General features: G+C 31.1%; 21 protein-coding genes. 13 read left to right on the top strand and 8 right to left on the bottom strand.

The genetic code is table 11. The features are described from left to right. Window positions 1-4: 4 nt before the first annotated feature. Together BK011_06185 and BK011_06180 are read left to right on the top strand one after the other, a co-directional pair. On the top strand, window positions 5-2215 hold the full coding sequence (locus BK011_06185; protein ID AUD65294.1) for a hypothetical protein: 2211 nt from the start codon (window positions 5-7) through the stop codon (window positions 2213-2215). A gap of 67 nt (window positions 2216-2282) precedes the next feature. Next, a complete protein-coding gene (locus tag BK011_06180; protein ID AUD65293.1) occupies window positions 2283-3152 on the top strand; it encodes a hypothetical protein in 870 nt (289 codons plus the stop codon). Here the strand turns inward: BK011_06180 and BK011_06175 are convergent. Then, the gene (locus tag BK011_06175; protein AUD65292.1) at window positions 3144-4370 is read right to left on the bottom strand and encodes a glucose-1-phosphate adenylyltransferase; all 1227 of its coding nucleotides are present in this window, start codon (window positions 4368-4370) and stop codon (window positions 3144-3146) included. The two genes, BK011_06180 and BK011_06175, sit on opposite strands and share 9 nt — an antisense overlap. Window positions 4371-4373: 3 nt before the next feature. Then, window positions 4374-5801: a starch synthase gene (locus tag BK011_06170; protein ID AUD65291.1), complete on the bottom strand. Its 1428-nt coding sequence runs from the start codon at window positions 5799-5801 to the stop codon at window positions 4374-4376. 558 nt (window positions 5802-6359) lie between these two features. Between BK011_06170 and BK011_06165 the strand changes: the two genes are divergently transcribed. From BK011_06165 to BK011_06150, 4 genes are all read left to right on the top strand, one after another. Continuing rightward, window positions 6360-6986 carry a hypothetical protein gene (locus tag BK011_06165; protein AUD66158.1) on the top strand — a complete coding sequence of 209 codons (627 nt, stop codon included), beginning with the start codon at window positions 6360-6362 and terminating at the stop codon, window positions 6984-6986. Between the two features lie 78 nt (window positions 6987-7064). Then, the gene (locus tag BK011_06160; protein AUD65290.1) at window positions 7065-8165 is read left to right on the top strand and encodes an alanine dehydrogenase; all 1101 of its coding nucleotides are present in this window, start codon (window positions 7065-7067) and stop codon (window positions 8163-8165) included. Between the two features lie 103 nt (window positions 8166-8268). Next, window positions 8269-9402, top strand: a complete 1134-nt coding sequence (locus BK011_06155) for a hypothetical protein (protein ID AUD65289.1) — start codon at window positions 8269-8271, stop codon at window positions 9400-9402. A 1-nt stretch (window position 9403) separates the two neighbouring features. Then, window positions 9404-10771, top strand: a complete 1368-nt coding sequence (locus BK011_06150; protein AUD65288.1) for a hypothetical protein — start codon at window positions 9404-9406, stop codon at window positions 10769-10771. Between the two features lie 32 nt (window positions 10772-10803). Here the strand turns inward: BK011_06150 and BK011_06145 are convergent, their stop codons facing one another. Beyond that, window positions 10804-11481 carry a hypothetical protein gene (locus BK011_06145; protein ID AUD65287.1) on the bottom strand — a complete coding sequence of 226 codons (678 nt, stop codon included), beginning with the start codon at window positions 11479-11481 and terminating at the stop codon, window positions 10804-10806. A gap of 198 nt (window positions 11482-11679) precedes the next feature. Here BK011_06145 and BK011_06140 point away from each other — a divergent pair, with 198 nt between their 5' ends. The 3 genes from BK011_06140 (at window position 11680) to BK011_06130 (ending at window position 14846) form a co-directional block, all read left to right on the top strand. Continuing rightward, window positions 11680-12105, top strand: a complete 426-nt coding sequence (locus BK011_06140; GenBank protein ID AUD65286.1) for a hypothetical protein — start codon at window positions 11680-11682, stop codon at window positions 12103-12105. Window positions 12106-12487: 382 nt separating this feature from the next. Continuing rightward, a complete protein-coding gene (locus BK011_06135) occupies window positions 12488-13792 on the top strand; it encodes a hypothetical protein (protein ID AUD65285.1) in 1305 nt (434 codons plus the stop codon). After that, window positions 13782-14846 carry a hypothetical protein gene (locus tag BK011_06130; GenBank protein ID AUD65284.1) on the top strand — a complete coding sequence of 355 codons (1065 nt, stop codon included), beginning with the start codon at window positions 13782-13784 and terminating at the stop codon, window positions 14844-14846. Before BK011_06135 ends, BK011_06130 begins: the two co-directional genes overlap by 11 nt. Before the next feature lie 93 nt (window positions 14847-14939). Here the strand turns inward: BK011_06130 and BK011_06125 are convergent, their stop codons facing one another. Further along, on the bottom strand, window positions 14940-15602 hold the full coding sequence (locus BK011_06125; GenBank protein AUD65283.1) for a hypothetical protein: 663 nt from the start codon (window positions 15600-15602) through the stop codon (window positions 14940-14942). Beyond that, complete coding sequence (locus BK011_06120; protein ID AUD65282.1) at window positions 15589-16869, bottom strand: hypothetical protein; 1281 nt, start codon at window positions 16867-16869, stop codon at window positions 15589-15591. The genes BK011_06125 and BK011_06120 overlap by 14 nt, the downstream gene beginning before the upstream one ends. A gap of 215 nt (window positions 16870-17084) precedes the next feature. Between BK011_06120 and BK011_06115 the strand changes: the two genes are divergently transcribed. Next, window positions 17085-17705, top strand: a complete 621-nt coding sequence (locus tag BK011_06115) for a hypothetical protein (protein AUD65281.1) — start codon at window positions 17085-17087, stop codon at window positions 17703-17705. Further along, window positions 17692-17991 (top strand): hypothetical protein, encoded by a 300-nt coding sequence (locus BK011_06110; GenBank protein ID AUD65280.1) that lies wholly within the window; start codon window positions 17692-17694, stop codon window positions 17989-17991. The genes BK011_06115 and BK011_06110 overlap by 14 nt, the downstream gene beginning before the upstream one ends. An 11-nt stretch (window positions 17992-18002) precedes the next feature. On the opposite strand, the gene BK011_06105 is transcribed toward BK011_06110, so the two are convergent. Both BK011_06105 and BK011_06100 read right to left on the bottom strand, forming a co-directional pair. Beyond that, complete coding sequence (locus BK011_06105) at window positions 18003-19400, bottom strand: hypothetical protein (protein AUD65279.1); 1398 nt, start codon at window positions 19398-19400, stop codon at window positions 18003-18005. Continuing rightward, window positions 19397-20011: a pyroglutamyl-peptidase I gene (locus BK011_06100; GenBank protein ID AUD65278.1), complete on the bottom strand. Its 615-nt coding sequence runs from the start codon at window positions 20009-20011 to the stop codon at window positions 19397-19399. Before BK011_06100 ends, BK011_06105 begins: the two co-directional genes overlap by 4 nt. Window positions 20012-20199: 188 nt before the next feature. Between BK011_06100 and BK011_06095 the strand changes: the two genes are divergently transcribed. Further along, window positions 20200-22683 (top strand): pyridine nucleotide-disulfide oxidoreductase, encoded by a 2484-nt coding sequence (locus tag BK011_06095; GenBank protein ID AUD65277.1) that lies wholly within the window; start codon window positions 20200-20202, stop codon window positions 22681-22683. A 10-nt stretch (window positions 22684-22693) separates the two neighbouring features. Here BK011_06095 and BK011_06090 read toward each other — a convergent pair whose 3' ends face one another. Then, window positions 22694-24739: a hypothetical protein gene (locus BK011_06090; protein ID AUD65276.1), complete on the bottom strand. Its 2046-nt coding sequence runs from the start codon at window positions 24737-24739 to the stop codon at window positions 22694-22696. A 133-nt stretch (window positions 24740-24872) separates the two neighbouring features. On the opposite strand from BK011_06090, the gene BK011_06085 reads away from it, so the two are divergent. Next, entirely contained in the window at window positions 24873-25475 is a 603-nt protein-coding gene (locus BK011_06085) for a hypothetical protein (protein AUD65275.1), read from the top strand. The last annotated feature ends 1 nt before the right edge of the window (window position 25476 follow it).

Below are 25476 nucleotides of genomic sequence, written 5' to 3'. Positions count from 1 at the left end.
CATTATGGACACAGTGATTGGAAAAATTAAAAATTATGTCTTTCACAATGAAGAAAATAGTTATTCTATAGCTAGACTCATTACTGAATCTGATGATTTGGTGACCATTGTTGGATATTTTCCAAAAATAAGTGAAGATGTTATTTATGAGTTTGAAGGAGAATGGGTTAAACACCAAACCTATGGTGAACAACTCAAAGTGCAATCCTTTAAAAAAGCTCAAAAACAATCAAAAGCAGGTTTGATTAGTTACTTATCAAGCTCTTTTTTTAATGGTATAGGTCCAAAAACTGCTGAAAAAATTGTGGATACACTAGGTGAAGATGCAATTTCTAAGATAATGAAAGATCCTAATGTGTTAAAACAAGTTGGCCTAAATAACATACGAATTGCTAAGTTTTTCCAACAACTCAAAGAAAATCAAACCAATGAACATATTTTAGTTTCTCTATATGGCTATGAGCTATCTGGCAAGCTAGCAATGAAGTTACTCAATAAATATCAAATGTTAACCATAGAGAAATTAGAAGAAAATCCGTATCGATTGATTGATGATATCGAAGGCATCGGCTTTAAAAAAGCGGATGAGATTGCTAATAAGCTTGGTATTGATAAATCAGATATGAGACGACTTAAAGCATCAATCCTTTATGTATTAGAACATATTGCTTATCAAAATGGCGATATCTATTTGACAATAGAACAACTTAAACAACTTTCTGAACAAGTATTAGGCGAATCTTATCATATAGATGAAGCCATAGAAGCTTTACTTGAAGAGAAACGTATTGTTATTGAAGATGATAGATATTATTTGAATCAATCATACTTCATTGAAGTGAAGCTGGCTGAAAAAATTAAGGAACTCAATGCCGAATCAGATCATCACATGGATCAAACTTATGTAGAGACACTAATCGATGCTGTAGAACAAAAGAAAAATATCACATACACTAAAGTCCAAAAAACAGCCATTTTAAAAGCTTTAACACATAAAATAGCGATTATTACAGGTGGACCTGGAACCGGAAAAACAACCATTATAGATGGGTTGCTTGAGGTCTATAAAATCTATCATAAACTTGATTTTAGTCATCCTGAAATCTATGAGAAGATAGCATGTCTAGCTCCAACAGGACGAGCAGCAAAAAGAATGAAAGAGCTATTGAATATTTCGACATCAACTATTCATAGGCATTTAGGTTATAATTACGAAGGGGTTTTTTCTTATGATGAATCTCATCTATTACCTCAAGAATTAATCATTATTGATGAATCATCAATGATTGATCTATTTTTAGCAAATAGATTATTCGAAGCGATTAAGCCAAGTGCACAAGTGATTATTGTCGGGGACGTTGATCAGTTGCCATCTGTTGGACCTGGTCAAGTTTTAGCAGATTTAATTGACTCAAAGATGATTGAAGTCGTAAGATTAAATGAAATCCATAGACAGGCAAAAGATTCACATATTATATCATTGGCTAGATCAGTCAATATGCAAGAACTATCATACTCAGATTTAGAATCTGGAAATGATGTTTATTTATATCATGCTGATAGTAATAAAATACAAAAGACAATAATCAATCAAGTCAAAGGGGCGATTGATAAAGGTTATTCTTTAATCGATGATATTCAAATACTTGCCCCAATGTATAAAGGTGAGTTAGGTATTGATCGTTTCAATGAGATACTCCAAGAACACTTTAATCCAAATAAAAAGCACAAATTGGTTTTCAAAGATAAAGTTTTTTATGAGGGGGACAAAGTTATTCAACTCGTCAATGATCCGAAAAGATTGATCATGAATGGTGATATTGGTGTGATAAAATCAATAGAGACCAATGAAGAAAATGATACTTATGTCATTGTATCCTATGATGATAATGATGTTTTATATGATAAACAAGATTTAGATGAAATTAACTTAGCATATGCGATTTCGATTCATAAATCTCAAGGCAGTGAATACAAGATCGTCATGATGCCAATGGTAAAAAGTTATATGCATATGCTTAAAAAAGAATTGATCTATACCGCGATTACACGTGCAAAGCAATATTTAATTATACTAGGAGATATGAAGTTGTTGATTTATGCAGCGAATCATTTATCAAATAAACGACAAACAACACTAGCCTTAAGATTGAATGAAGATGTAAAATCATTTGAAGAAGATGATGATCAAATAACACCATATGATTTTATGTAAGACAGCAACCAAACCTAATAATAAATATGTTATAATGGATAGAAAAACAAAGTAGAAGGAAAGTAAGATGAAGATATTAGATTTACTCAGTTTAGAAATGAAAGAGCCTGTAGCTTTTCAATCCCTACAAGAAAGCTGGTTTCATTATTTAGCATTGCTATTAGTCATCATCATGATTATATGGAGTGTAAAGTATTTTAAAAACAATGAAGAAACAGGAATAAAAAAATATTTATTTATTTTTTCAATCATACTTATAGTGTTTGAGATTTATAAACAGATCATTTTCACATATCAAAATGGATGGAATTATATGTGGTATGCTTTTCCATTCCAATTTTGTTCAATACCAATGTATGTATCATTATTAGCAAGTTTAACTAAGAATGAAAAAATATATAAGATGGCATTAGCATTTTTAGCGACTTATGGTTTATTTGCGGGAACAGCAGTCATGTTATATCCAGCAGATGTGTTTGTTCATACGATTGGAATAAACATTCAAACCATGGTTCATCACGGAGGTATTTCAATCATAGGATTTAGTTTAATCATATCTAAGAAAGTTAGTTATCATATAAAAACGATTTTAAGTGCAAGTGTCCTATTTACGATTGTAGTTGTTATAGCAATTATGTTAAATTTCATACACAATACTTGGATTCAAGAAGGTGTATTTAATATGTTTTTCATTAATCCACTATATGAAAACCATATACCTGTTTTATCACTTATACAGCCACTAGTTGGAGATGTTACATTTATTTTTATTTATGATTTTGGATTTACAATAGTAGCATATATAGTATTTATCATGATCACATATATAATAAAAGCTATTGAAAAACAAAGCGGTTTGATTAAAAAACTACATACTAAAAAAAGCATAAAAAAAGGTATCACAATTTTACTTGTGATACCTCTTACTTTATCTTAGTGTAGATCCGCTTTTAACAGTTTTTTCTTTGAAATCATGAGATTTAAAAATTCTACAATTCCTTCCGATTTGTACATTTTCAGGAATAACTGTGCGTTTTTCAATAACAGTTATGCCAGTTGTTAATAAATCCGGTTTTTCTTGGTTTGGTGTTAAATCATCGCCATATCCGATATATGAATTTCTACCGATAACCACTTTTTTATCAATAATACTTTTTTGAATGGTAACACCATCACCAACGATGGCATTGTTTAGAAGAATACTATCTTTAACCACGCTACCCTTACCAACTCTAACACCTGGACTGAGTACCGAATTTATGACTGTGCCTTCAATTACAGATCCATTAGAAACAAGTGATGTTTGGATATGTGCATCTGAACCGACTTTCACCGGAGGCAAATCTTCGCTTTTCGTAAACACTTTCCAAGTCGGATCATATAGGTCTAACGCAGTAAAGTCTTTAGTCATTTGTAAGTTTGTTTCCCAATATGCATCATAAGTTCCTACATCCATCCAATAATCTTTAAATTGGTATGCAAAAACTTCATTTTTGGTTGTTTCTATGAGATAAGGAATAATGTGTTTACCAAAATCTAAATCTTCTCGTTTAATATTAAGTAAAACTTTTTCTAGTAACTCATAATTAAACAAGTAAATACCCATAGAAGCTAAATTCGAATCTGAAGTTTTAGGTTTCTCTTCAAATTTAATAATTTCATCATTTTCATTAATAGACATGATACCAAATCGAGAAACTTCTTTTTGATCAACAGGTTGAGTTGCGATTGTTAGTTTTGCATTTTTTTCTTTATGTGCAGTAATCATTTTACGATAGTCCATTTTATAGATATGATCACCAGAAAGAATAAGAACATATTTAGGTTCTTTTCTTTGAATGAACTCTAGATTTTTTAAGACAGCATCAGCTGTACCTAAGTACCAGTAGTTATGTGGTTGAAGAAGTGTCACACCAGAATCGCGTCTATCTAAATCCCAAGCTTTTCCACTTCCGATATGTTCATTTAAAGATAAGGGTAAATATTGTGTTAAAATGCCAATATCAAATAAATTAGATTGTGTACAGTTTGATAATGTAAAGTCAATGATTCTAAATTTACCAGCAAAAGGCATTGCTGGTTTTGATCTTCTTTGTGATAAAATGTCAAGTCGACTTCCCTTGCCACCTGCTAATATTAATGCTAAAGTTTCCATAAGTTACACTCCTAATATGATTTGGTATAAGTTTTCGTATGATAATGCCATTTGTCTTAGACTATAGTCTTTGTCCATAGCTTGTTTCATAAGTTTTTTAAATATAGAAAGATTATCTTTGTATAATTGAATGCCTTCAAAAAGCTTGTCTTTGAGTTCATAAGCATCGTAATTTCTAAATGTAAATCCTGTGCCTTGATCTGTATATTTATTAAATGGCTCAACAGTATCTTTTAAACCACCCGTTTCCCTAACGATAGGCAATGTTCCATAACGCATAGCAATCATCTGACCCAAACCACATGGTTCAAATCTACTTGGCATCATGAACAAATCACTTGAGGCATAAAGTTTGTGGGCGATTTCTTCGTTAAACCCGATATAATTAGAGACTCTTTTGGGGTATTTATAAGATAGATATCTGAAAAAGTCTTCGTAAGAGTCGTTTCCTGAACCCATCAGTATAAATCTAGCATTTGAGAACTCAACAACTTCTTCAAGCATTTGAGTCATCAGGTTAATACCCTTCTGGGTAGCTAATCTGCCAACATAAGTAACCAAAGGTTCGTTTAAATCTATATCGAGATTAAAATGATTTAATATATGTTCTTTGTTCTTTTGTTTCATCTGGAAGTAATTTCTTTTATCGTAATTAAATTCGATTAAATGATCAGATTTCGGATTGAAAACTTCATCATCAATACCATTTAAAATACCTACAAAATCGCCCTTTCGGTGATTTAAGGCGCCATCCAAAGTGAAACCATATTCTTGAGATAAGACTTCATCTCTATATGTTGGTGAGACTGTGTTGATCTTTGTTGCTCTTTCGATTCCTGATTTTAAAAAGTTCACACGATCAAAATGAATATATGTGTAATTAAAATCGGTATTAAAGAATCTAGCAACATAGGGGTCAAATGAGCCTTGATATTCTAAATTATGGATGGTAAGAAGTGTATGTATAGAAAAATAATGATCATTTCTATAGCGATAATGTTCATCAAGTAAGTAAGGTACCATACCTGTTTGCCAATCATTTAGATGCAAAATTTCTGGATAAAAATCTAAAACCTCTAATGATTCTAAAATAGCATAACTAAAACATGAAAATCTTTCTGCGTCATCATTATATCCATATAGATGATCACGTTCAAAGTAATGCATGTTTTGTACAAAAATAAAACTCATGTCCTGATAAATTAACTCATAAAAATGAACAATAGTTTCAATTCCGCCCATGCTGATTGATTTTGTTCCTTTATAAGTCATATCTTTATGGTGCTTATTGATGTTTTTATAATATGGAGTAATGATTTTGACTTCATGACCTATTCTTTGTAAAGATTTAGGTAAAAATAAAGCCATATCAGCTAAACCACCGGTTTTGCTAAATGGAAAAACTTCTGAACTGCAAAACATGATTTTCATGCGACTTCACCCCTTACTAACCTCTTAATTTCATTATACATGATGAAAGCGTTTTTATCAATGCACTATTCATGTAAAACTCTCGTAAATAATTTATTCTTACCATGTAATATGATATACTTTTTACAGGTGATAATGATGAGAAAAGAAAAGTCTTGTGGTTCAATATTATATCGATATAAAGATGGAAAGAGACAGTTTTTATTAATCCATCAACTTCATGGTGACTTTGTTGGATTCCCGAAAGGACACCAAGAAAAAAATGAGCAAGATATTGAAACTGCAGTTAGAGAGACATATGAAGAAACCAATATTAAATCTTTTTTATATGATAACATAAAAACTTCAATGCGTTATTATATTAGAAATGAAATTGATAAAGAAGTTGTTTTATATCTAGGTATACCGCTATCCAATCAACTCTTAAAACAGGACACTGAAATAAAGCATGCCATTTGGGTCAATGAAGATGATGTCTTAAACTTATTAACACATCAAAATACAAAAGATGCTTTTGTTGATATCTATCAGCAGTTTAAAAATACCATTGAGTATCAAATGCCGATAAAATTAATTGACTACTTATATAATCATGTTTTAGTCAAATATCAAGCGTTTGATCAAGCACATCAATATGATCATGTACACCATGTTCTAAAAACGTCACTTGAGTTGGCAAAACAGTTTGAGGACCTGAAATTGGACTTAGTCTATGTCATTGCTTTTTATCATGATATAGGTAATTTATTTGGAAGAGATCAACATCACATCACAGGAGCGAAGTATTTAGAAGAAGATCAAACGATTCAGAATTATTTTAATAAAGATGATATAAAAATCATGAAAGAAGCTATAGAGGATCACCGTGCTTCGCATGATGACCCACCTAGAAGTATTTATGGAAAGATAATTGCGGAGGCAGACCGTGATATTATTCCCGAAGTTATCGTGAAAAGAACAGTTCAATTTGGATTAAGTCACTATCCATCGATATCAAAAGATCAGCATATAAATCGAGCAATAGAGCATATTAATGAGAAATATGGCAGAAATGGCTACTTAAAACTATGGCTAGACTCCAAGAAGAATGTATCAGGTTTGGAAGCTATTAGAAAGATGCTTGAAAATAAAGAGGAATTATATAAAACCGTAGAAAAATACTATGATAAATACAAAAAATCTTAAAAAGATATTTAAACTGAAAGCGCTTTATGTTATCATGTTAATGTATAACAATCAAAATCAATTTATAGGGAGTATGTCATGATTATTGGAACTGTCAAAGAAATTAAAAATTTAGAATTTCGTGTAGGCTTGACACCAGGTAGTGTTAAAGAGTATGTTTCACATGGGCATCAAGTTTATGTAGAAAAAGACGCTGGCGTAAACTCAGGCTTTAAAGATGAAGATTATGTAAAAGCTGGAGCTTCTATTTTAAAAACAGCTAAAGAAGTATGGGAAAAATCAGATATGATTGTAAAGGTTAAGGAACCGCTTGAACCTGAGTTCAAATTTTTAAGAGAAGGATTAATTCTTTATACATATCTACATTTAGCAGCTAATGAAGACTTAACATATGCATTATTAAAGAGTAAGACTCAATCAGTTGCTTACGAAACAATTACTGAATCAGATGGAACTCTTCCTTGTTTAAAACCAATGAGTGAAGTTGCTGGCCGCTTAAGTGCAATCGAAGGCGCTAAGTATTTAGAAAAACCATTTGGTGGCAGTGGCGTTCTAATCTCTGGTGTTCCAGGTGTTGAGAAAGCTAAAGTAACAATTGTTGGTGCTGGTGTTGTTGGTGAAAATGCACTCAAAATGTTAGTTGGCATGAATGCTGATGTAACTGTTCTTGATGTTAATTTAAGAAAACTAACATACTTAGATGATATTTATGGAAATAAAATCCATACTTTATATAGTTCACAAGCGAATTTAGAAATGGCAATTAAACGTGCTGATCTAGTGATTGGTGCAGTCTTATTACCAGGTGCAAAAGCTCCTAAATTAATCAAACGTGAATACTATAAAGATATGAAACCAGGTAGTGTCATCGTAGATGTTGCAATCGACCAAGGTGGATCAACAGAAGTTAGTAAAGCAACATATCATGATCATCCAACTTATGTCGTTGATGGTATTGTTCATTACACTGTAGCAAACATGCCAGGTGCGGTACCAATGACTTCAACAAATGCACTTAACAATGCAACTTTACCTTATGGATTAATGATTGCTGATTTAGGTCTTGATATGGCTATAAATCGCTCAAGAGCACTTAAATTAGGAGTAAACACATATAACGGTGAAATGACTTGTTTAGGCGTAGCAGAAGCATTTAATTTACCATATATGGAATTATAAGAAAGCCATTTAAATAGGGGGAAGAAATTCCCTCTTTTTATTTGCATTATTTTTGTTGGAAATTCAAAGCATTTATCGTATAATATGTTTAAGGAGATGACATATGAGCTTAAGAGTAGAAATTGCAAGATTGGGATTGAAACTAATTTTTCACTCCAAATATAGGTTTGTGATCTCATATACAGACTTTGATAAAAAAAGGAAAGAACCTTTTTTCTTAATTTCCAATCATGCATCTTTAAATGATCCATTATACGTAGGCATGAATATCAAATATTATCCATACCCTGTTGCAAGTAATATTTTGTACACGCATCCAGTGATGAAATTCGCCTTAAATAAAATTGTTAAATCGATTCCCAAAAGAAAAGGTCAGTCTGATATTCAGACGATAAGACTCATATTAAATGCATTTCAAAAAGACAAAAGAGGTATTATGATCTTTCCTGAAGGGAATTCTTCTTTTTTTGGAGAGCAAACACCGACTGATTATAAAGCTACAGCAAAAATTGTAAAAAAAATAAGTCATGATTTAGTCATGGCTAAGATTGATGGAGGATTTTTCTCTAGTCCTAGGTGGGGTCTAAAAAGAAGAAGACCAGAATTTCATATTCATTATTATACACTCCACAAAAAGGAAGAAATCAATCAAATGTCACTCGAGGAGATTGCAAAATCAATTGAAAATGCAATCAAATATAACGATTATGAGTGGAATAAGAATAAACATATAAAATATCGTTCCTCTAGAAAAGCAGTTGGATTAGAACAATACATATATGCTTGTCCAAAGTGTGGACAACTTCAAACTTTACACACTCATAAAAATGATATACATTGTACTTCTTGTGGAAAAATTGCACATTTTAATGATTACCATTATTTAGAAGGTTTACCATTTGATAATTTAATTGAATGGGATCATATGCAAAAAGATTTACTCAAAAAACAACCTTTAGATCGAGTTTTTGAGTCATCAGGCTTCTTTTATCTCATTGATTTAGTTAAAGGAAAAAGACAATCGCTTGGAAAAGTGACCATTGTTTTAAATCAAAAGCAAATGGTTTTAAATAGTTCAACTATTCAAAAACCTTTTGAAATTGATAAGATTCATGGTCTTACGTTGACACAAAAAAATGTTTTATCTTTCGATTATGGTGATGAATCATATATGATAAAAATCAAAGATCCAATGCTAATCATGGATCGCATAAAAATGCTCAAAGGAGATTTATAACATGGAAGAATGGGGAATTATTGTTTATTTTTTACTCATTGGTGTTTTAATGTTTGTTGCAAAAATACTTAAAACATGGTTGCCAGGTATAAATAAAGTTGTTATCCCAACATCTTTACTGGGCGGTACTATAGGTTTAATTATCTCACTTGTATTTGCACCAATTATCATTGGTGAAGACACATTTATTGATGTAGATTTAATGGGTTACATCGTTTATCATGCGCTTGCTATTGGGTTTATATCATTAGCATTAAAAAGATCAACAAGTAAAATAAAGAAAAAAATATGGTCAACAGGTATGCTCATCACTTCAACATATGCACTTCAAGCTGCAATTGGTATACTACTTGTATTATTCTTATTCAGTGATAAATTCGTAGGTAGTGGTATGTTGGTAGCATTAGGTTTTGGTCAAGGACCAGGACTTGCACTATCGATTGGTAAAATGTGGGATGCAATGCTAAGTGGCAATGGTGCTGCTTTAGGTGTGTCTTATGCCTTTTTGGGATTTGTCTTTGGAGGTACCATAGGCGTTTTAATTATTAATGTCATGAGTAGAAGAAAAGGTTATGCAAAACCTAAGAACTATAATGAAGAAGGCATTGGCAAAGAAACGATTGAAATTGATACTGTCAAAGAAATCAGCTTACTTGATGGTTTAACAACTCAAGTCATTATTATCTCAATCATATATGGATTGGTGTATGTAACTTTATTGTTAGCAAATGTAGGGCTTTCTGGACTAGGAAACATAGGAGATACAATCTTTGGATTGTTAAAAGGCTTCAACTTTATTATCGGTATCATGTATGCTTTATTATATAGACAAATCTTATATTGGCTTGAAAGACGTGGAAAAAATGTTAGATTTATGACAAACAATTATATGCTGTCTAATATTACTTCAATAGCATTTAATATTATGATTGCAGGGTCTGTACTAACAATTACACTTGATTTCTTAGCTACTTATGGAGTTCAACTGATTGTAACAGCAATATTTGCTGGTGCTGCGACAATGTTATATCTAAGATATATGACAAACAAAGTTTATGGCAATTATCAAGATTATTATTTTATTGGGTTATTCGGTATGTTAACTGGAGTTGCATCTACAGGACTTGCGCTTTTAAAGGGTATTGATCCAAATCTTGAAACACCAGTTGCAGAAGAGATGGTTTTAGGTTCTGGAACTGCAATATCGATGGCCTTGCCTTTATTCGCTATACTTTTCATACCGTCTTTGACTTATGGTGGAGAAAATGAATTGTTGTGGAGCATCATTGCACTTGTAGGATGTACTTTATATACATTAATTTTTGCTACAATTCTACTGATTAGAGGCAAAAGAGGCGTAAACGTATAAAAAACAAAGTGAATACACATTAAAAAAAGCACTTAGGTGCTTTTTATTTGCTCAATACACTTTTGATCCTTATGAGTTGATGAGTTCACGTAAGGAGAAACTTTATAACTATACATAAGCTCAGAAGGATAAGATGCAAGTATTTTTATGTGTGATTCTTCAATAAAAGGTGCATTTAACCATGTGTCTATTTGATCATCTCCAAGAATAACTGGCATACGGTCGTGAATATCAGCCATCAGTTTGTTTGCCTTGGTTGTTAAGATGACAGCTGTATAAAGTGATTGACCATCTTTCTTATAATGACTCCATAGTCCAGCAAAAGCGAACATTTTTTTGTCTTTAATCATAATTCGATAGGGAATCTTTCTACCATCCACACTTTTCCATTCATAAAAGCTATCAGCAAAAATAACGCATCGTTTATGAAAGACACTATCTTTGAATAATGCTTTCTCTAGTATTGTTTCACTTCTGGCGTTGATGATGATTTTTTTGGTATCTGATGCAAAACTAGGTATAAAACCCCACTTTAAAGGGCCAACTCTATATGAGTCATTATATTTTATCATGGCTGCAATATTTTCTGTTGGTGCTACATTATAATTAGGCAATGTAATATCATCTATATTTATTTCTAATTGTTTATACTTAGATAAGTATCTAATGAAATCATCCTTAGATAGTGTTATTGTAAATCTACCACACATATGAGCACCTCGAGTGAAAATTAGTTATAAGTATTTTACCATATTTTCAGTTTATGTTGTATTGTTAGAATTTGTGTGAAAAATATGCTATAATTAACATGGCTAAAATATCAAAACACTAAAAATTTAAAGTGCAATTTCGTATCATTGTTGATGCGTATTTTTAGTCGAATACATGATATTACGTAAGGAGTAAATATGAATATACTATTTTGTTTGACACCCAAAGAAAAAGTAGCCTACATTTATAGCGATTCAACGATTAGACAAGCTCTAGAAAAAATGCAGATTTATAAATATAGTGCTATACCCGTATTAGATAGAAATGGTGATTATGTAAATACGATCAGCGAAGGAGATTTGCTTTGGTTTATTAAAGAGCATAAATTGGATTTTAGCAAAACTGAAGATATGAGTATCTCGAATATACCTAGAAGTAAAAATATAGAATCAATTAAGGTGGATTCGAAGATGGGTGATATTATAGATATGTTTACACAACAAAATTTTGTACCTGTTGTTGATGATTTCGGAGCTTTTATAGGCATTGTGACAAGAAAAGAAATATTTAATTATATGGTTCAACAAATGAATATCAAGGAGCAAATCGCTCAAGAAGATTAAAAGTCGCGCAAGCGTCTTTTTTTTTCGAAAAAATTAGATAAACATCTACGTATAAGGGCGATTTCATATATCCGTACATAAAAAATTCATAAAAATAGATAAATATCTAATAAAATGCTTGACATTTGATAATCATCGATATATAATAAGGGTGTCTAATTCAAAAGAATGGCGTTGAAAAGCCAAAAAATCTATTAATTAGATAAACATCTAATTTTGACAATTACATGATAGTTATATGAGAAGGGAGAACAATCATATGAAAACTTATCGTAATGAAAAAAAAATCAAAACATTTAATTGCTACTATCTATCTTTATTACCAATGGCATTAATACAAAACTATAATGATTATAATTCAAAATCGTAAAGGAGCTTATTCATGAACAAAACACTATTAAAAAACAAAAACTACATGCTGCTAGTGATCGGAAACTTTGTATCTTTACTTGGTAGCAACATTCAACAATTTGTATTATCACTTTATGTTTTATCCATTACCGGATCAGCAACAATATTCGCATCAATGTTGGCAATTTCAATTTTGCCTAGACTATTATTATCTCCAGTCGCAGGTGTATTTGGAGATTGGTTCGACAAAAAGAAGGTCATTGTTACTTTAGATATAATGAATGCCTGTCTATTATTTGGCTTTTCTTACTTAATCTTTTTACAAGGAGAAGTGAGCATAGCGTTGATATATGGCGTAGTAGTTATTCTAGAGGTTATTGAGATCTTCTTTGGTTCTTCAATGGCTGCGGTGATGCCAAGTATTGTTGATGAAGACCAATATCTAGAAGCTAACTCACTAAGAATGACACTTGTTTCATTTGGACAGCTTATGGGTCCGGTCATCGGAGCTTTATTGTTTAGTACATTTGGCTTACTTATTGCAGTAATGATTAACGCAACAAGTTTCCTTTTATCAGCAATAAGCGAACTATTTATAGATATTCCTAAAATTAAAAATCAAGTGAAAAAAAGTGTTTCATCATTTAAGAAAGATTTTGTTGAGGGATTAAAAATTATTAAACAATTAAAAACTTTAAAAGTAGTTATAGCACTAGCAATTATCGTTAATTTTAGTGTTGCGCCGTTTTTCAGTGTCGGATTAATATTTCTAGTTAGAGAAGTATTACATCAATCTGACGTTCAATTAGGATTTGTTCAAACGGTTTTATCTGCATCAACAATGATTACACCAATTTTAGTGACTAAAAAACTTAAAAATGTTAAGTTTGGATCAGCTTTAATTGCGTTGTTCATGTCTACTGGACTCGTTATCATGCTTTTTTCAATAACGATTAATCAAAGCATTTATATGGTAAAAGACGGTATATTATCATATGCAATTGTTTTAATCTTATGTTTCTTTGTAGGAGTCTTTATTACTTCAATCAATATTTTGACTCAAACAGTATTTCAAAAATCAGTACCATTAGAGTTTATGGGCAGAGTAGGAACTACACTAACTGTAGTCGCGACAATCGCAATGCCGCTTGGACAAGTGCTTTTTGGTTATCTTTATGATATAATTAATCCAGGATTAGTTGTTATTATCAATGGAGCAATCGTTGTACTTGGTGTGATGATCTATTATCAAAAAATGAAGGCAATTGACGAACCAAGTGATGACAAAGTAGAAAAAGTTTCTATAGAAAGCGGTGCATTAGTTCATGAAGTTTAAGTATATTAAAGAATTTAGTAAAATGTATGATTATTTCTTGTTTCCAAGAGTTTATTATTCATACAACGAGCAAGATGATGATCAAATTTTTGAAGAAATACTAGATAAAGAGATTTTAAACTTTTATAGCAATATGGAACACGAATTAGCAAAATATGAAACAGAAATAAATAAGTACTATCAAAAAGGGACATACGCCGAGTATGAGTTCATCAATATTTTACTTAAAGCATTTCCAATTAATGACTATAAAGATGAACATCAATACCTTAATTATTTAAAAGACATCGATGATGATGTATTTAAAAAGGGTTTAATCAAAGCTATGTTTGCTATACAAGATGAAGATTTTGACCAAGAAGTAACTGAGAGTGATGCATTTAATCACATCAATACACTTAAGTTAGAATCAGCAAACAAGTGGAATTTATTTTTAATGATTCAAAATCCAAAAGAACACTTAAAAGGATTTACTCAATTACTAACTAAAATTGAACATTTTTATTATGATTTTTATGAAAAATATGATACAAAAGCAGAAGAAGTTGCTGATAGATTAATAAAAAGATTATCTTCTCAACCAAATAAAGAGTTTAGTAAAATCACGAAAAATGCTATTGAATTTGATTTTTCAGGATATGATGAATGTCAAGTTTATATATCTATTCTATTTCCATTTACCATGAGATTCTTTAACACTGATGAGTGTCGATTTGTCTGGGGTATTGAAATGGAACAAGCATTTAACAAAGTTGAAGAGATTAATGAGAATAAGTTGATTCAAAGAGTTAAAATATTTAAAGCACTCGGTGATCAAACACGATATGAAACATTAAGATTGCTTGCAAGTGGAGTCACTGCAGTTAAAGATATTGCAAGCACACTTGATGTATCAAGTGCAACGATTTCTTATCATATTAATGAGTTCCTTACAAGTGGAGTCATTATATTTAGCAGAGAAAAGAATAAAAAAGTTGGTTACTTAATCGATTATCAAAGACTTGAAGAAGTCATAGATAATTTGAAGAAAGACTTGAATTTTCCAGAAAAATAGATATAAATAAAAGACATGAGTGAAGTTATCATTCGCATGTCTTTTTTTTAAAAAAAAGTAGACAAAAGTCTACTTAACTTAAATGTGTTCAATTTAAATATGAAATCTACGCTTAAACTCTTCTCTTGAATTCTTAGATGGCAAGAATATCATGCCAAGTAATGTAATTGCAGAATAACTAAAACATACAATAGATGGCCACATTATATCTAAGACATTAAGTAATATCAGTAATCCTGGAACAAGTCCAATGACTGTAATAATAGCAAGAGAAGCAAAGTAATCAAACCATTTTTTTCTGTTTGTAATAATTAATATGGTTAATATGAAAATAGTAGAAGCAATTGCAAGTGGAAACACTACACCAACAGCCCAGCTATGATCTCTAAGAGATAAACCAATTAACACAACAACTAATATAGTAACAATCATGATCTTGGTAAACTTTGAAGCCCAAAAGTTTGGGTTAACAAGAATGGCTAATAATACAATCGTATAGATATTTGTTGAAGATACAATCAGTGACCATGTTAATGGTGTGCCACTGACGAAATCTATCGATAAGGAAACCAAAACACTAATAATATTTAAAAAGATAAATAGGCGATAAAAGAAGTTTGATTTTGGTTTTTTAGAAGCCTCTTTAAATTTATATATGGATTGATTATTATCCTCGATTTCTAAATCACCATCACAAAACATGCAGTGTTCCAAATCTGTATCATAATGAATCTTACAAGTTTTACAATATCTCATCGTATGCCTCCTTGTAATTTGTGTCTGCAATCACAGCCAACCCTTCATCAACTAGCATCTTAGTAAAATAGCTCATTATACTCAAGTCTTTTAAAGGTGAACTTAATAAGATGTTTGTATGCTCTTTAAGAGATATTAATGTCATAGCGATTCCATATCCAGCATTAACAAAGTCAGCATCAATGACTTTTTCTTCAAGATCTTTAGGTAATTTACATATGCCTAAATTTGATATAGAACAGCTGTTAATACTTTCACCTAATAGGTTATAACCAATTTTAAAAGCGATTTGTTTTAGAATGAGTGGTAAAAATCTGATGCCAACATTTTTTTCAAAACCTACAAGAGCATTAATACGTCCATGAAGTTTGTGTTTGTCAAGTTGTTCTTCAAAATATGATTTTGTTAATGCTAACATTTCTTCAAAGGTCCAGTCATTTTTTTCACTTGTATATGTTGATTTAATATAAAGTGTGAAATTACGTAAAGTAATTGAATCAAAGTATGGTCTTAAATTCACGGGAATAAAAATTTTCAATGGTTTTTTATGACCTACAAAATCAACAGTTTCTTTATATATACTATATGCTAAAAGTGCAGTAACGTATTGTGTAACAGTCACATGATATTTATTTTTAACAACATCTATAAAAGCTTTTGTATTAAGTTTTATCTTATATACTAATACCCAATGCTGATGAAATTGCTCACCTGGAAGATGATATGCTTTCTCTTCCTTGAGATTGAGTTTATTATTTTTATCATAGTTTGAGACGAAGTTATCTTCGCTCTCTTTTTTAGAGTATGGTAGTTCGCTTAAAATCAAATGTTCGTGATCAAGTTTAAATCCTCTGAGTTTAAAGTATTGAAAAACAATGGACTTTAAAAACTGTAAAGCGCCAGTTCCATCTGAAATGGCATGGAAAGTTTCTAAAGTTATCTTGTTATTTAGATAATACACTTTAAACATATATCCACTATTTCTTATGGCTTTAAAATATTTACAAACTTGAGCTGGTTCTTCCTCGACCTTAAAATGTCTATGGTTTTCAGAAAAATAGTTCCAGAAAAGCCCGTTTTTTAACTGCACCGCAAAAGTTTCAAAGCGTGGAAGTATTTTATTTACTGCTTGTTCAAGAATTTCTGAATCCACGACTTCATCAATATAAAAAGACAAACGAAAAACATTGCTTCGATCATCTTTTGATACGGCAGGAAATATTTTTGCTGCGTTATCTAATTTGTACCAATATTTTCTTTTTTTCAATATATCACACCCAGTTTCTATGTTTAGTGTCTATTTACATTATACACTTTTTTTCTTATTTATTTCAAAATAACGATATGGATTGCTTAAAAAAAACATGTAGCAAAAATAAAAAAAAGTGGTAAACTATATATAAGTTAAAGACATCCGGAATTTTTATGATCATCGAACTATTAATCTTGTTAGATTAATCTTTTTTCCATAAGGAGGTCAACATGATACATCTGTTTGAAAAAGGAATAAATGACAAAACACTTGTATTGCTTCATGGCGATGGCGGAAATGAACATGATTTACTATCTGTAGCGCATATGATAGATCCAGAAGCCAATATATTGAGTTTAAGAGGTAATATTATAGAATATGGCATGCCTAGATTTTATAGAAGAAAATCGATAGGTGATGTTGATCATGACAGCATGGTTGAACAAACGCACAACATTAGAGATTTTATTGATGATTGTGCTAAAACTTATCGTTTTAATCGTGACTTTGTTACGGTTGTTGGATATTCGCACGGTGCAAATATTGCGACATGTATTTTATTTCATTTTGAAAAAGCTTTCCATAAGGCGATTTTGTTCCATCCAATGGTACCATTAAGACATATACATTTACCTAATCTTAATCACACCAAGGTTTTTATTGGTGCTGGTCACTTTGATTATCTCATGCCTGAACATGAAGTTGAAGAATTAACTCAAATGTTTGAGAGTGCTAATGCAGAAGTAGAAGTGTTTTGGACAGATTATGGGCACCAACTCAGTAAAGAAGAAATAAACGCTGCAAAAAAGTGGTATAAGGAATTAGAGGTATTTGAAGATGATGAGTTTTGAAATAACAGAAAAAGATTTTAAAGAAGCAGAACAAAGATATATAGATACACTAAATCCCCTTGTTTTAAAGGTGTTTCCTGCAAAAGAAAAGAAAAAGTATGTTTTATTGACATATATTATAAAACTATTTAAAAAAGGTATTCAGTATACTGAAAAAGAAATCAATGAAATTTTAAAACCTGTTTATGAAGATTATGTAATCATTAGAAGATATTTAGTGGATTATGATTTTTTAGACAGATTAGATAATGGAAAAGCTTATTGGGTCAAAGAAAAAAAGGGTTAAGTACGATGTACTTAGCCCTCTAGTTTTGGTGGTATTCTATAATTAGTGTGCATCTCATAATGATGTGCTATAGTGATGATGCTCTCATCATCATATTTTTTTCCAAAAAACACTAAAGATAAGGGAGTTAAATCATTAAGTGCTTTTGCTGGTACAGTCACTGTTGGTGTACCAAAGATTGGTGCATAAGAGTTTCGAATCGTTGAAAATGCACCATCCAAATCAAAGTTTTTTAAAGTGTTTTCTAGTTTTGATGCTAACTGCAATTGTTCATTTTTTAACTTTTTGTAATCGGAATCATGAAGATTACCATTTGTTTTTTCTGATGCAATAAAAATGGATTGTCCATATTTTAAACAACGTTCTTTGTATAAATCGTTAAATTCTATAAGTTCTTTCAGTGATTTAAAGGGAGCATCCTCACCTAATGTCTCAAAATAATAATTTATATCATGTTTAAATTCGTGAATCAATGTCTTATCATTTTTTAGATCGTCAAGTTCAAAGTCTATATCAATTACTGTTGCTCCTAAGGAAGTAAACAAATTTTTTGCGTCCTGCATAATTTTTAGTTCTTCATCGCTATATTTGAAGTCTTTATATATATAGTTGAGAAGAGCGATTTTTTTACCTTTGATAGGTTTTTTTGTAGCCTCATAAAAATTGGGTTTATATTGATTGCATATTTCAGTTGAAGGATCTTTTGGATCATAGCCACTGATGACATCTAAAAGCATCGCACAGTCTTCGACTGTTTTACCCATAGGACCAGCTGTATCTTGAAATTGGGAAATCGGAATTATACCATATCTTGAAACAAAGCCTAATGACGGTTTTATGGATGTTATGCTATTTTTATAGGCGGGAGCCATGAGTGAGCCATTGGTCTCAGTTCCAATCGATATAGGAATCATATCAGCAGCAACTGCTACAGCAGATCCTGTTGAAGAGCCAAGAGGATCAATGATTTCATTATAGGGGTTTTTCACTTGGCCATGAAGCGATCCATAACCACTTGGCATATCATCAAAACTCATGAAGTAGGCAAATTCCGAGAGATTTGCTTTACCCAGAAGCACCATGCCAGCATTTCTAATGTTTTTTACAATAGTTGCTTCATACGGGGCATAAAAATCTTTTAATGCATAACTATTTGCAGTCGTATGCATTTGATCCTTTGTATGAATGTTATCTTTGATGACGATTGGTATGCCATGAAGCATACTTTTTTTGTTAGATAGTTCCAAGTTATCTACGATTTTATCTAAATCAGGATTAATTTCTGCGATTGCATTTAACTTTGGATTAAATAGTCTCATACGCTTTAAGTAATAATCGACTAGCTCTTTAATAGATACATCTTTTGATTCTAATTGATGTATCAGTGTTTTCACAGTTCTTTCTTTCATGATAACTCCTTAATTGTTATTTTAATAGCGATATCTAATGCCCGAGTAATTGCGTATAAGTCAGTAGCATAAGTATCAGGTTTTTCAACGACTTGACTGAAAATATATGGGACATGAATAAAACCAGCTGGTATATCTGTGTTTGTTTTTTTCAGAGTATAGAGCAGGTTATACATGAGATGATTACAAACGTAAGTACCTGCTGAATTTGAGACTACAGCTGGTATTCCATCATCTATAAGTGCATTTACTATTTTTTTAATGGGAAGTGTTGAAAAATAAGCTGTTTCCCCATCATTTTTAATGGGCTTATCTTCTGGCTTTACACCTGAATTATCTTGAACTTCGGCATCATCGATGTTAATCGCAATTCTTTCAATACGGATATTTTTTGCACCTCCAGCTTGACCAACTAGAATTACAATAGATGGATTATGATCCTCAAGACATTTCTCAAGTTGACTTGTTGAAGTATCAAATGATGTTTCTATCTCTTTTTTTATAATGTTGTATCCTAAAATACTATCAGGGAGTTGTTTAACTGCCTCATATGAAGGATTAATGGTTTCGCCTGCAAATGGTGAGAATCCAGTAATTAAAACTTTTTTCATAACATTCACCTCTAAGTTCAGTTTATCATAGGTTGCATAATTTTGTATCAAAAAAAGAGCAGTTCATGATGTAAGGGATTTCATTTAAAAAACCAATTATATTAATTAAAAAATAGATAAAAATAAATATAAAATATTGACATTTTCAATCAAAAAGCGTATTATGAATGAGGTTGGAGGTACGAATCATGAAAAAGAAAATCATTATTATTGGCGGCGTTGCAGGCGGCGCGACTACTGCTGCACGCTTAAGAAGACTAGATGAATTTGCAGAAATTGTACTTATTGAACGTGGGGAATATATTTCATTTGCAAATTGTGGATTACCTTACCACATCGGTAAAGTTATTCCTTCTAGGGATAGTTTAGTCGTTCAAACAGTTGAAGATATGCATCATAAGTTTAATATTGATGTTAGAAATCTAACAGAAGTCATTGATATAGATTCTAAAAACAAAAAAATTATCATTAATGACTTAAAAAATGAAAAAACATACGAAGAAACTTATGACAAGTTGGTTATTTCTACTGGAAGTCAGCCTATTATGCCACCTATTCCAGGAATCAAAGAAGCAAAAAACTTATTTACATTAAGAAACATTCCTGATATGGATGAAATCATCAATTACATAAACGAGAATAAACCTAAAAAAGCAATCGTTATTGGTGGTGGCTTTATTGGTGTTGAAATGATGGAAAACCTGCATCATTTGGGCATGCAAGTTACACTCGTTGAGATGGCTCCACAAGTCATGGGCATGTTCGATTATGAAATGGCACAGATGATCCATCAAAAAATTGTAGACCATGGTGTTGGACTAGTACTTAGTGATGGCGTGAAATCCTTTGATATGGAAGGTAAGAGAGTCACATTGGCGTCTGGGTTGTCAATATCTACAGACTTAATCATATTTGCTATTGGTGTAAGACCAGACAACATATTAGCTAAAAAAGCTAATTTAGATTTAACTGAGCGTGGCTTTATTAAAGTGAATGAGCATCTTCAAACATCTAATCAAGATATCTATGCAATAGGGGATGTCATTGAAATTCCTAATATCGTTACAAAACAAAGCATGGCAGCAGCACTTGCTGGACCAGCAAATAAACAAGGACGATATGTAGCAAACCATATTTGTGGTATTAATGATAAATATCATGGAACACTTGCGACATCTGCAGCTAAAATTTTCGATATGACTGTAGCATCAACAGGTGTGAACGAAAAAACATTAAAACAATTAGGATTAAAATATAAAGGCATTCATATACACCCGACAAATCATGCAAGTTATTATCCAGGTTCATCAGTTATTTCTCTTAAAGTTCTTTTTAATCCTGATACAGAAGAAATATATGGTGCACAAGCTATTGGTGGAGAAGATGGTGTTGATAAAAGAATTGATGTATTATCAACTGCTATTTTTGGGAAAATGAAAGTTACGGATTTAAAGCATCTTGATTTAGCATATGCCCCACCTTTTTCTTCAGCTAAAGATCCAGTGAATATGGTAGGCTTTGTTGCAGAAAATATCATATCAGGTTTAGTAAAAACAATAACATGGCAGGACATGCAAGATTTAGCATCTAAAGGAAGCTATATTTTAGATATACGAGAAGAAGCAGAATATGTTTTAGAATATTTACCAGGTTCAGTAAATATCCCACTATCGCAACTAAGAAATCGTATCAACGAAATTCCAAAAGATCAAGAGATATTTGTTTATTGCCACGTAGGAACAAGGGGATATACAGCAACAAGAGTACTCGAACAAAACGGCTATCACGTTAAAAATCTAGATGGAGGGTTCAAGTCATACAGCTGTGTGTTTGATCATGAAGGATCAGAAATCTGCTTCACACTTACCGATGACTTAGGCATTCCTGTTGTTGATAAGCAAAAACAAGAAGAAGCAATTCCTGTTGTAAATGAAGCAAAAGTAACACTTTCAATAGATGCTTGTGGTCTTCAATGTCCAGGTCCAATTGTTCAAGTTTATAAAGCGATGCAAGACATTGAAGAAGGAAATATTCTTCAAGTTAAAGCGACCGATCCAGGATTCCAAAAAGATATAAAAACATGGGCTGAAAAAACTGGAAACACGTTAATCAATATAGAAAAAGAAGATAAAGTCATTTTAGCATATGTTCAAAAAGGAAGATCTAAGAACTTTGATCAAGGTCTTGAAGTAAAAGAGAGCAAAAATGGAACAACTATTGTAGTGTTTAGTCAAGATTTAGATAAGGCCATTGCAGCATTTATTATCGCTAATGGTGCTAAGTCAATGGGCAAAGACGTATCACTATTCTTTACTTTCTGGGGATTAAACATACTAAGAAAGCCTAAAAAAGTAAAATTAAAAAAAGCTTTTATGGAAAAAATGTTTGGTAAAATGATGCCACGAGGAACAGAAAAACTGCCAATTTCAAATATGAATATGGCAGGGATGGGTCCAAAAATGATTAAGAGTATTATGAAGAAAAAGAATGTTGATTCACTTCAAACCCTCATGAAAACAGCAATGGATATGGGTGTTAAAGTGACAGCATGTGCGATGAGTATGGATATTATGGGTATTCATAAAGAAGAACTTATTGATGGTATTGAAATTGCAGGTGTAGCAACTTATTTGGGTGATACACAAGAAGCAAATCACAACTTATTCATATAACGTAAAACGCTCAAATCGAGCGTTTTTTCTTTTTCTTATTTAAATGAACAAGAATTTTATCTAAAGTCATTAGTAAAGCAGGTAAAAATATGAGAACAAATAAATAAGAAATAAGTGTTCCTTTTCCTAATAAATAACCGATATCTTTTACAGCTGATATATTTGAAAATATGCCTTCAATAAAACCAGCACATGCAAGTACAAAGGCAGAAATGGTAATGGTGATGAAACTTTTTTGGAATGAAAAATCCATAGATTCAAAGACATTAAATGTTTTTCTGTTTTCTACATATCGATGTGTCATCAATACTGCATAATCTATGGTTGCGCCTAATTGTATAGCCATAACAACCAAATAACCAATATAAATTGTTTGAATATCTTGTAAATATAAAATAGAAAGATTAAACCAAATAGCTGATTGAATAACTAAAACCAAAATAATAGGGATTAAAAATGATTTAAAAGTAATGAGCAAAATAAAGAAAATTGCAATCATTGACAACAAAGAAATCATGAGTTGATCATCTAATACTAAAGATTTAATTTCAGTTGTTGATTCAGCCATACCTACGATGTAATATGAGTCATAATAACTATTTACTATAGCATTTAAATCATCAGAAAAATTATACAATTTAGTGGTTTCTTCTGTGATATTTGATTTAATGATAAATCTTGTATAGTTTTCACCAATAAATTGAGCAACTAAATCTTCTGGTAGCATTGATCTTGGGATGTTTGGATCGACAGTAGTTACCAATGATGTCACTTCCAAAATGTCAGAGTTTTGAGTCAACGTTGCTGCTAAATTAACTTCCTTAAGTATTTCATTATTTGGCACCAAGATAACAATCGTTTGATAATCACCAAATGTTTCTGATATTTCATCCTTATCAAGCATTACTCTTCGATCTTGACCAAATGAAGTATTATTTCCATATAAATACTCTGTTTGATTTGAATAATAGACACCACCAATTGTGACAATTATAAAAATAATGACGATGACGTATTTCAACATACTTATATATTTGATGTAAGATTTGAAGGGTTTAAGTATATGTTTATGCATCGTTTTTTGAATCCAAGGATACATCAAATAAATCAAAATTGGTGTTAAAATCATCGTGGAAAAATAACTTAGTAATATCCCCTTAGACAATACGATACCTATATCAAATCCGATTCGATAACTCATGAATAACAATGATACAAAACCGGCAATCGTAGTTAATGCAGAAGCAGTAATCGAAGGAAATGATCTTTTAAATGCTGTCTTAATCGCAAAAGAAAGGTCTTCAGTTTTTTCTTTCTCTTCATAAAATCGGTGCATTAAAAACAAGCCATAATCCAGTGATAAAGCAAGCTGTAATGCTAAAGCCATAGTCTGAGTGATGTATGAAACATTTGGTAAAAATATGTTGGTTCCAAGATTTAATACGACTGCAACACCTATACTTATAAGTAATATGAGTGGCTCAATCCAGGATTTCGATGCAATTATCATGATTAAGATAACAATTGGCAATATGAGCAGCATAATCTTTAAGACTTCTTGATTAGCAATATGTCTGTTTTCAATGTTCATAATAGCTTCACCACGAAGGGCAAAATCAAAGGACCTTATTTCATCTTTAATTTGGTCAAGTACATTTTCCAGGTCTAAATCATAAGCATCAAGTCCAATAGATATCTGTAGTAATGCTTTTTGGTCAACGTAAAATGAGTTTACTATGTTTTCATCAATCGCTGAGATTGGAACTGTTGATAAATCAACATAGTCATCTAACCATATGACTTGTTCCACATGTTCTATTTCCATTAGAAAAGTCTTGATAGCAATTACTTCATCGGGATCAACATCATTAATTTGTAATTCGATCAAACTATGTACACCGAACTCATCTTCCAGTGTTTCCATACCTTTAATAATATCTGAGTTGCTAGGAAGGTATGTTGTTAAGTCATAATTTGTTTCAACTTGAGGTATGAAAATGGATGATAAAATAGTCAGTAAGATCATAATTGATAAGATAATGATTCTTTTTTTCATAAAATTCCTCCAAATCCACATTTTAAACGAATATTTTAAATATCTATTTTAATTATATCTATTTTATGGTATAAATAAGATATGAAACCATATTTTAAACAGGATTTGAAATCGTGTTTAGGAGGAAATATAGATGAAAAACCAAGAGATAAAGAGAAAAATCATTGATACAACTAAAAGTCTAATGCGTAATAATACTCATATCACAATAAAGGATATTGCTGATGCTTCATACATCAATATTGCTGCAGTGAATTATCATTTTGGTAGTAAAGAAAATTTACTGATGACAGTCATGAATGAAGTCGTTGAAACACTTAAATCGAATATTATTAATCTAATTGAAAGACAAAAAGACCAAATGCCAATTGAAAACTTTATTGAATCGATTATTGCATATATTTATAATTATGCAATTGATAATGTTGGTATTTTAAATTACTTATTTTTGACTAAAGAGTTACAGAATGAGTCTTCTAATGCTTTAATTAAGACGTTTTTTACTGAAAATGAGTTTACAAAAATGGTATATCAAAACCTAAAACAATCTCTTCAAACTGACAATCAAAAAGAAATCGCATCTAGATACATGATTCTATTTTCATCATTTAGTATCCCACTTTTTATACAACTCTCTGAAATGAATCAAAAATCATCTACACCTATAGAAACATTTAAAGATCCAGAATTTAGAAAGTTGTATATAAAGCAACTTGTGAAAATGGTTGATTTATAAG

Source organism: Tenericutes bacterium MZ-XQ, from assembly GCA_002838205.1.
Lineage (GTDB): Bacteria > Bacillota_I > Bacilli_A > Acholeplasmatales > Acholeplasmataceae > Mariniplasma.
This window is presented reverse-complemented; position numbering and strand designations above follow the sequence as displayed.

Excerpts from the sequence above, each read along its gene's own strand:
- BK011_06185 (AUD65294.1), top strand. The coding sequence starts at position 5 with ATGGACACAGTGATTGGAAAAATTAAAAATTATGTCTTTCACAATGAA.
- BK011_06180 (AUD65293.1), top strand. The coding sequence starts at position 2,283 with ATGAAGATATTAGATTTACTCAGTTTAGAAATGAAAGAGCCTGTAGCT.
- BK011_06175 (AUD65292.1), bottom strand. The coding sequence starts at position 4,370 with ATGGAAACTTTAGCATTAATATTAGCAGGTGGCAAGGGAAGTCGACTT.
- BK011_06170 (AUD65291.1), bottom strand. The coding sequence starts at position 5,801 with ATGAAAATCATGTTTTGCAGTTCAGAAGTTTTTCCATTTAGCAAAACC.
- BK011_06165 (AUD66158.1), top strand. The coding sequence starts at position 6,360 with ATGCCGATAAAATTAATTGACTACTTATATAATCATGTTTTAGTCAAA.
- BK011_06160 (AUD65290.1), top strand. The coding sequence starts at position 7,065 with ATGATTATTGGAACTGTCAAAGAAATTAAAAATTTAGAATTTCGTGTA.
- BK011_06155 (AUD65289.1), top strand. The coding sequence starts at position 8,269 with ATGAGCTTAAGAGTAGAAATTGCAAGATTGGGATTGAAACTAATTTTT.
- BK011_06150 (AUD65288.1), top strand. The coding sequence starts at position 9,404 with ATGGAAGAATGGGGAATTATTGTTTATTTTTTACTCATTGGTGTTTTA.
- BK011_06145 (AUD65287.1), bottom strand. The coding sequence starts at position 11,481 with ATGTGTGGTAGATTTACAATAACACTATCTAAGGATGATTTCATTAGA.
- BK011_06140 (AUD65286.1), top strand. The coding sequence starts at position 11,680 with ATGAATATACTATTTTGTTTGACACCCAAAGAAAAAGTAGCCTACATT.
- BK011_06135 (AUD65285.1), top strand. The coding sequence starts at position 12,488 with ATGAACAAAACACTATTAAAAAACAAAAACTACATGCTGCTAGTGATC.
- BK011_06130 (AUD65284.1), top strand. The coding sequence starts at position 13,782 with ATGAAGTTTAAGTATATTAAAGAATTTAGTAAAATGTATGATTATTTC.
- BK011_06125 (AUD65283.1), bottom strand. The coding sequence starts at position 15,602 with ATGAGATATTGTAAAACTTGTAAGATTCATTATGATACAGATTTGGAA.
- BK011_06115 (AUD65281.1), top strand. The coding sequence starts at position 17,085 with ATGATACATCTGTTTGAAAAAGGAATAAATGACAAAACACTTGTATTG.
- BK011_06110 (AUD65280.1), top strand. The coding sequence starts at position 17,692 with ATGATGAGTTTTGAAATAACAGAAAAAGATTTTAAAGAAGCAGAACAA.
- BK011_06105 (AUD65279.1), bottom strand. The coding sequence starts at position 19,400 with ATGAAAGAAAGAACTGTGAAAACACTGATACATCAATTAGAATCAAAA.
- BK011_06100 (AUD65278.1), bottom strand. The coding sequence starts at position 20,011 with ATGAAAAAAGTTTTAATTACTGGATTCTCACCATTTGCAGGCGAAACC.
- BK011_06095 (AUD65277.1), top strand. The coding sequence starts at position 20,200 with ATGAAAAAGAAAATCATTATTATTGGCGGCGTTGCAGGCGGCGCGACT.
- BK011_06090 (AUD65276.1), bottom strand. The coding sequence starts at position 24,739 with ATGAAAAAAAGAATCATTATCTTATCAATTATGATCTTACTGACTATT.
- BK011_06085 (AUD65275.1), top strand. The coding sequence starts at position 24,873 with ATGAAAAACCAAGAGATAAAGAGAAAAATCATTGATACAACTAAAAGT.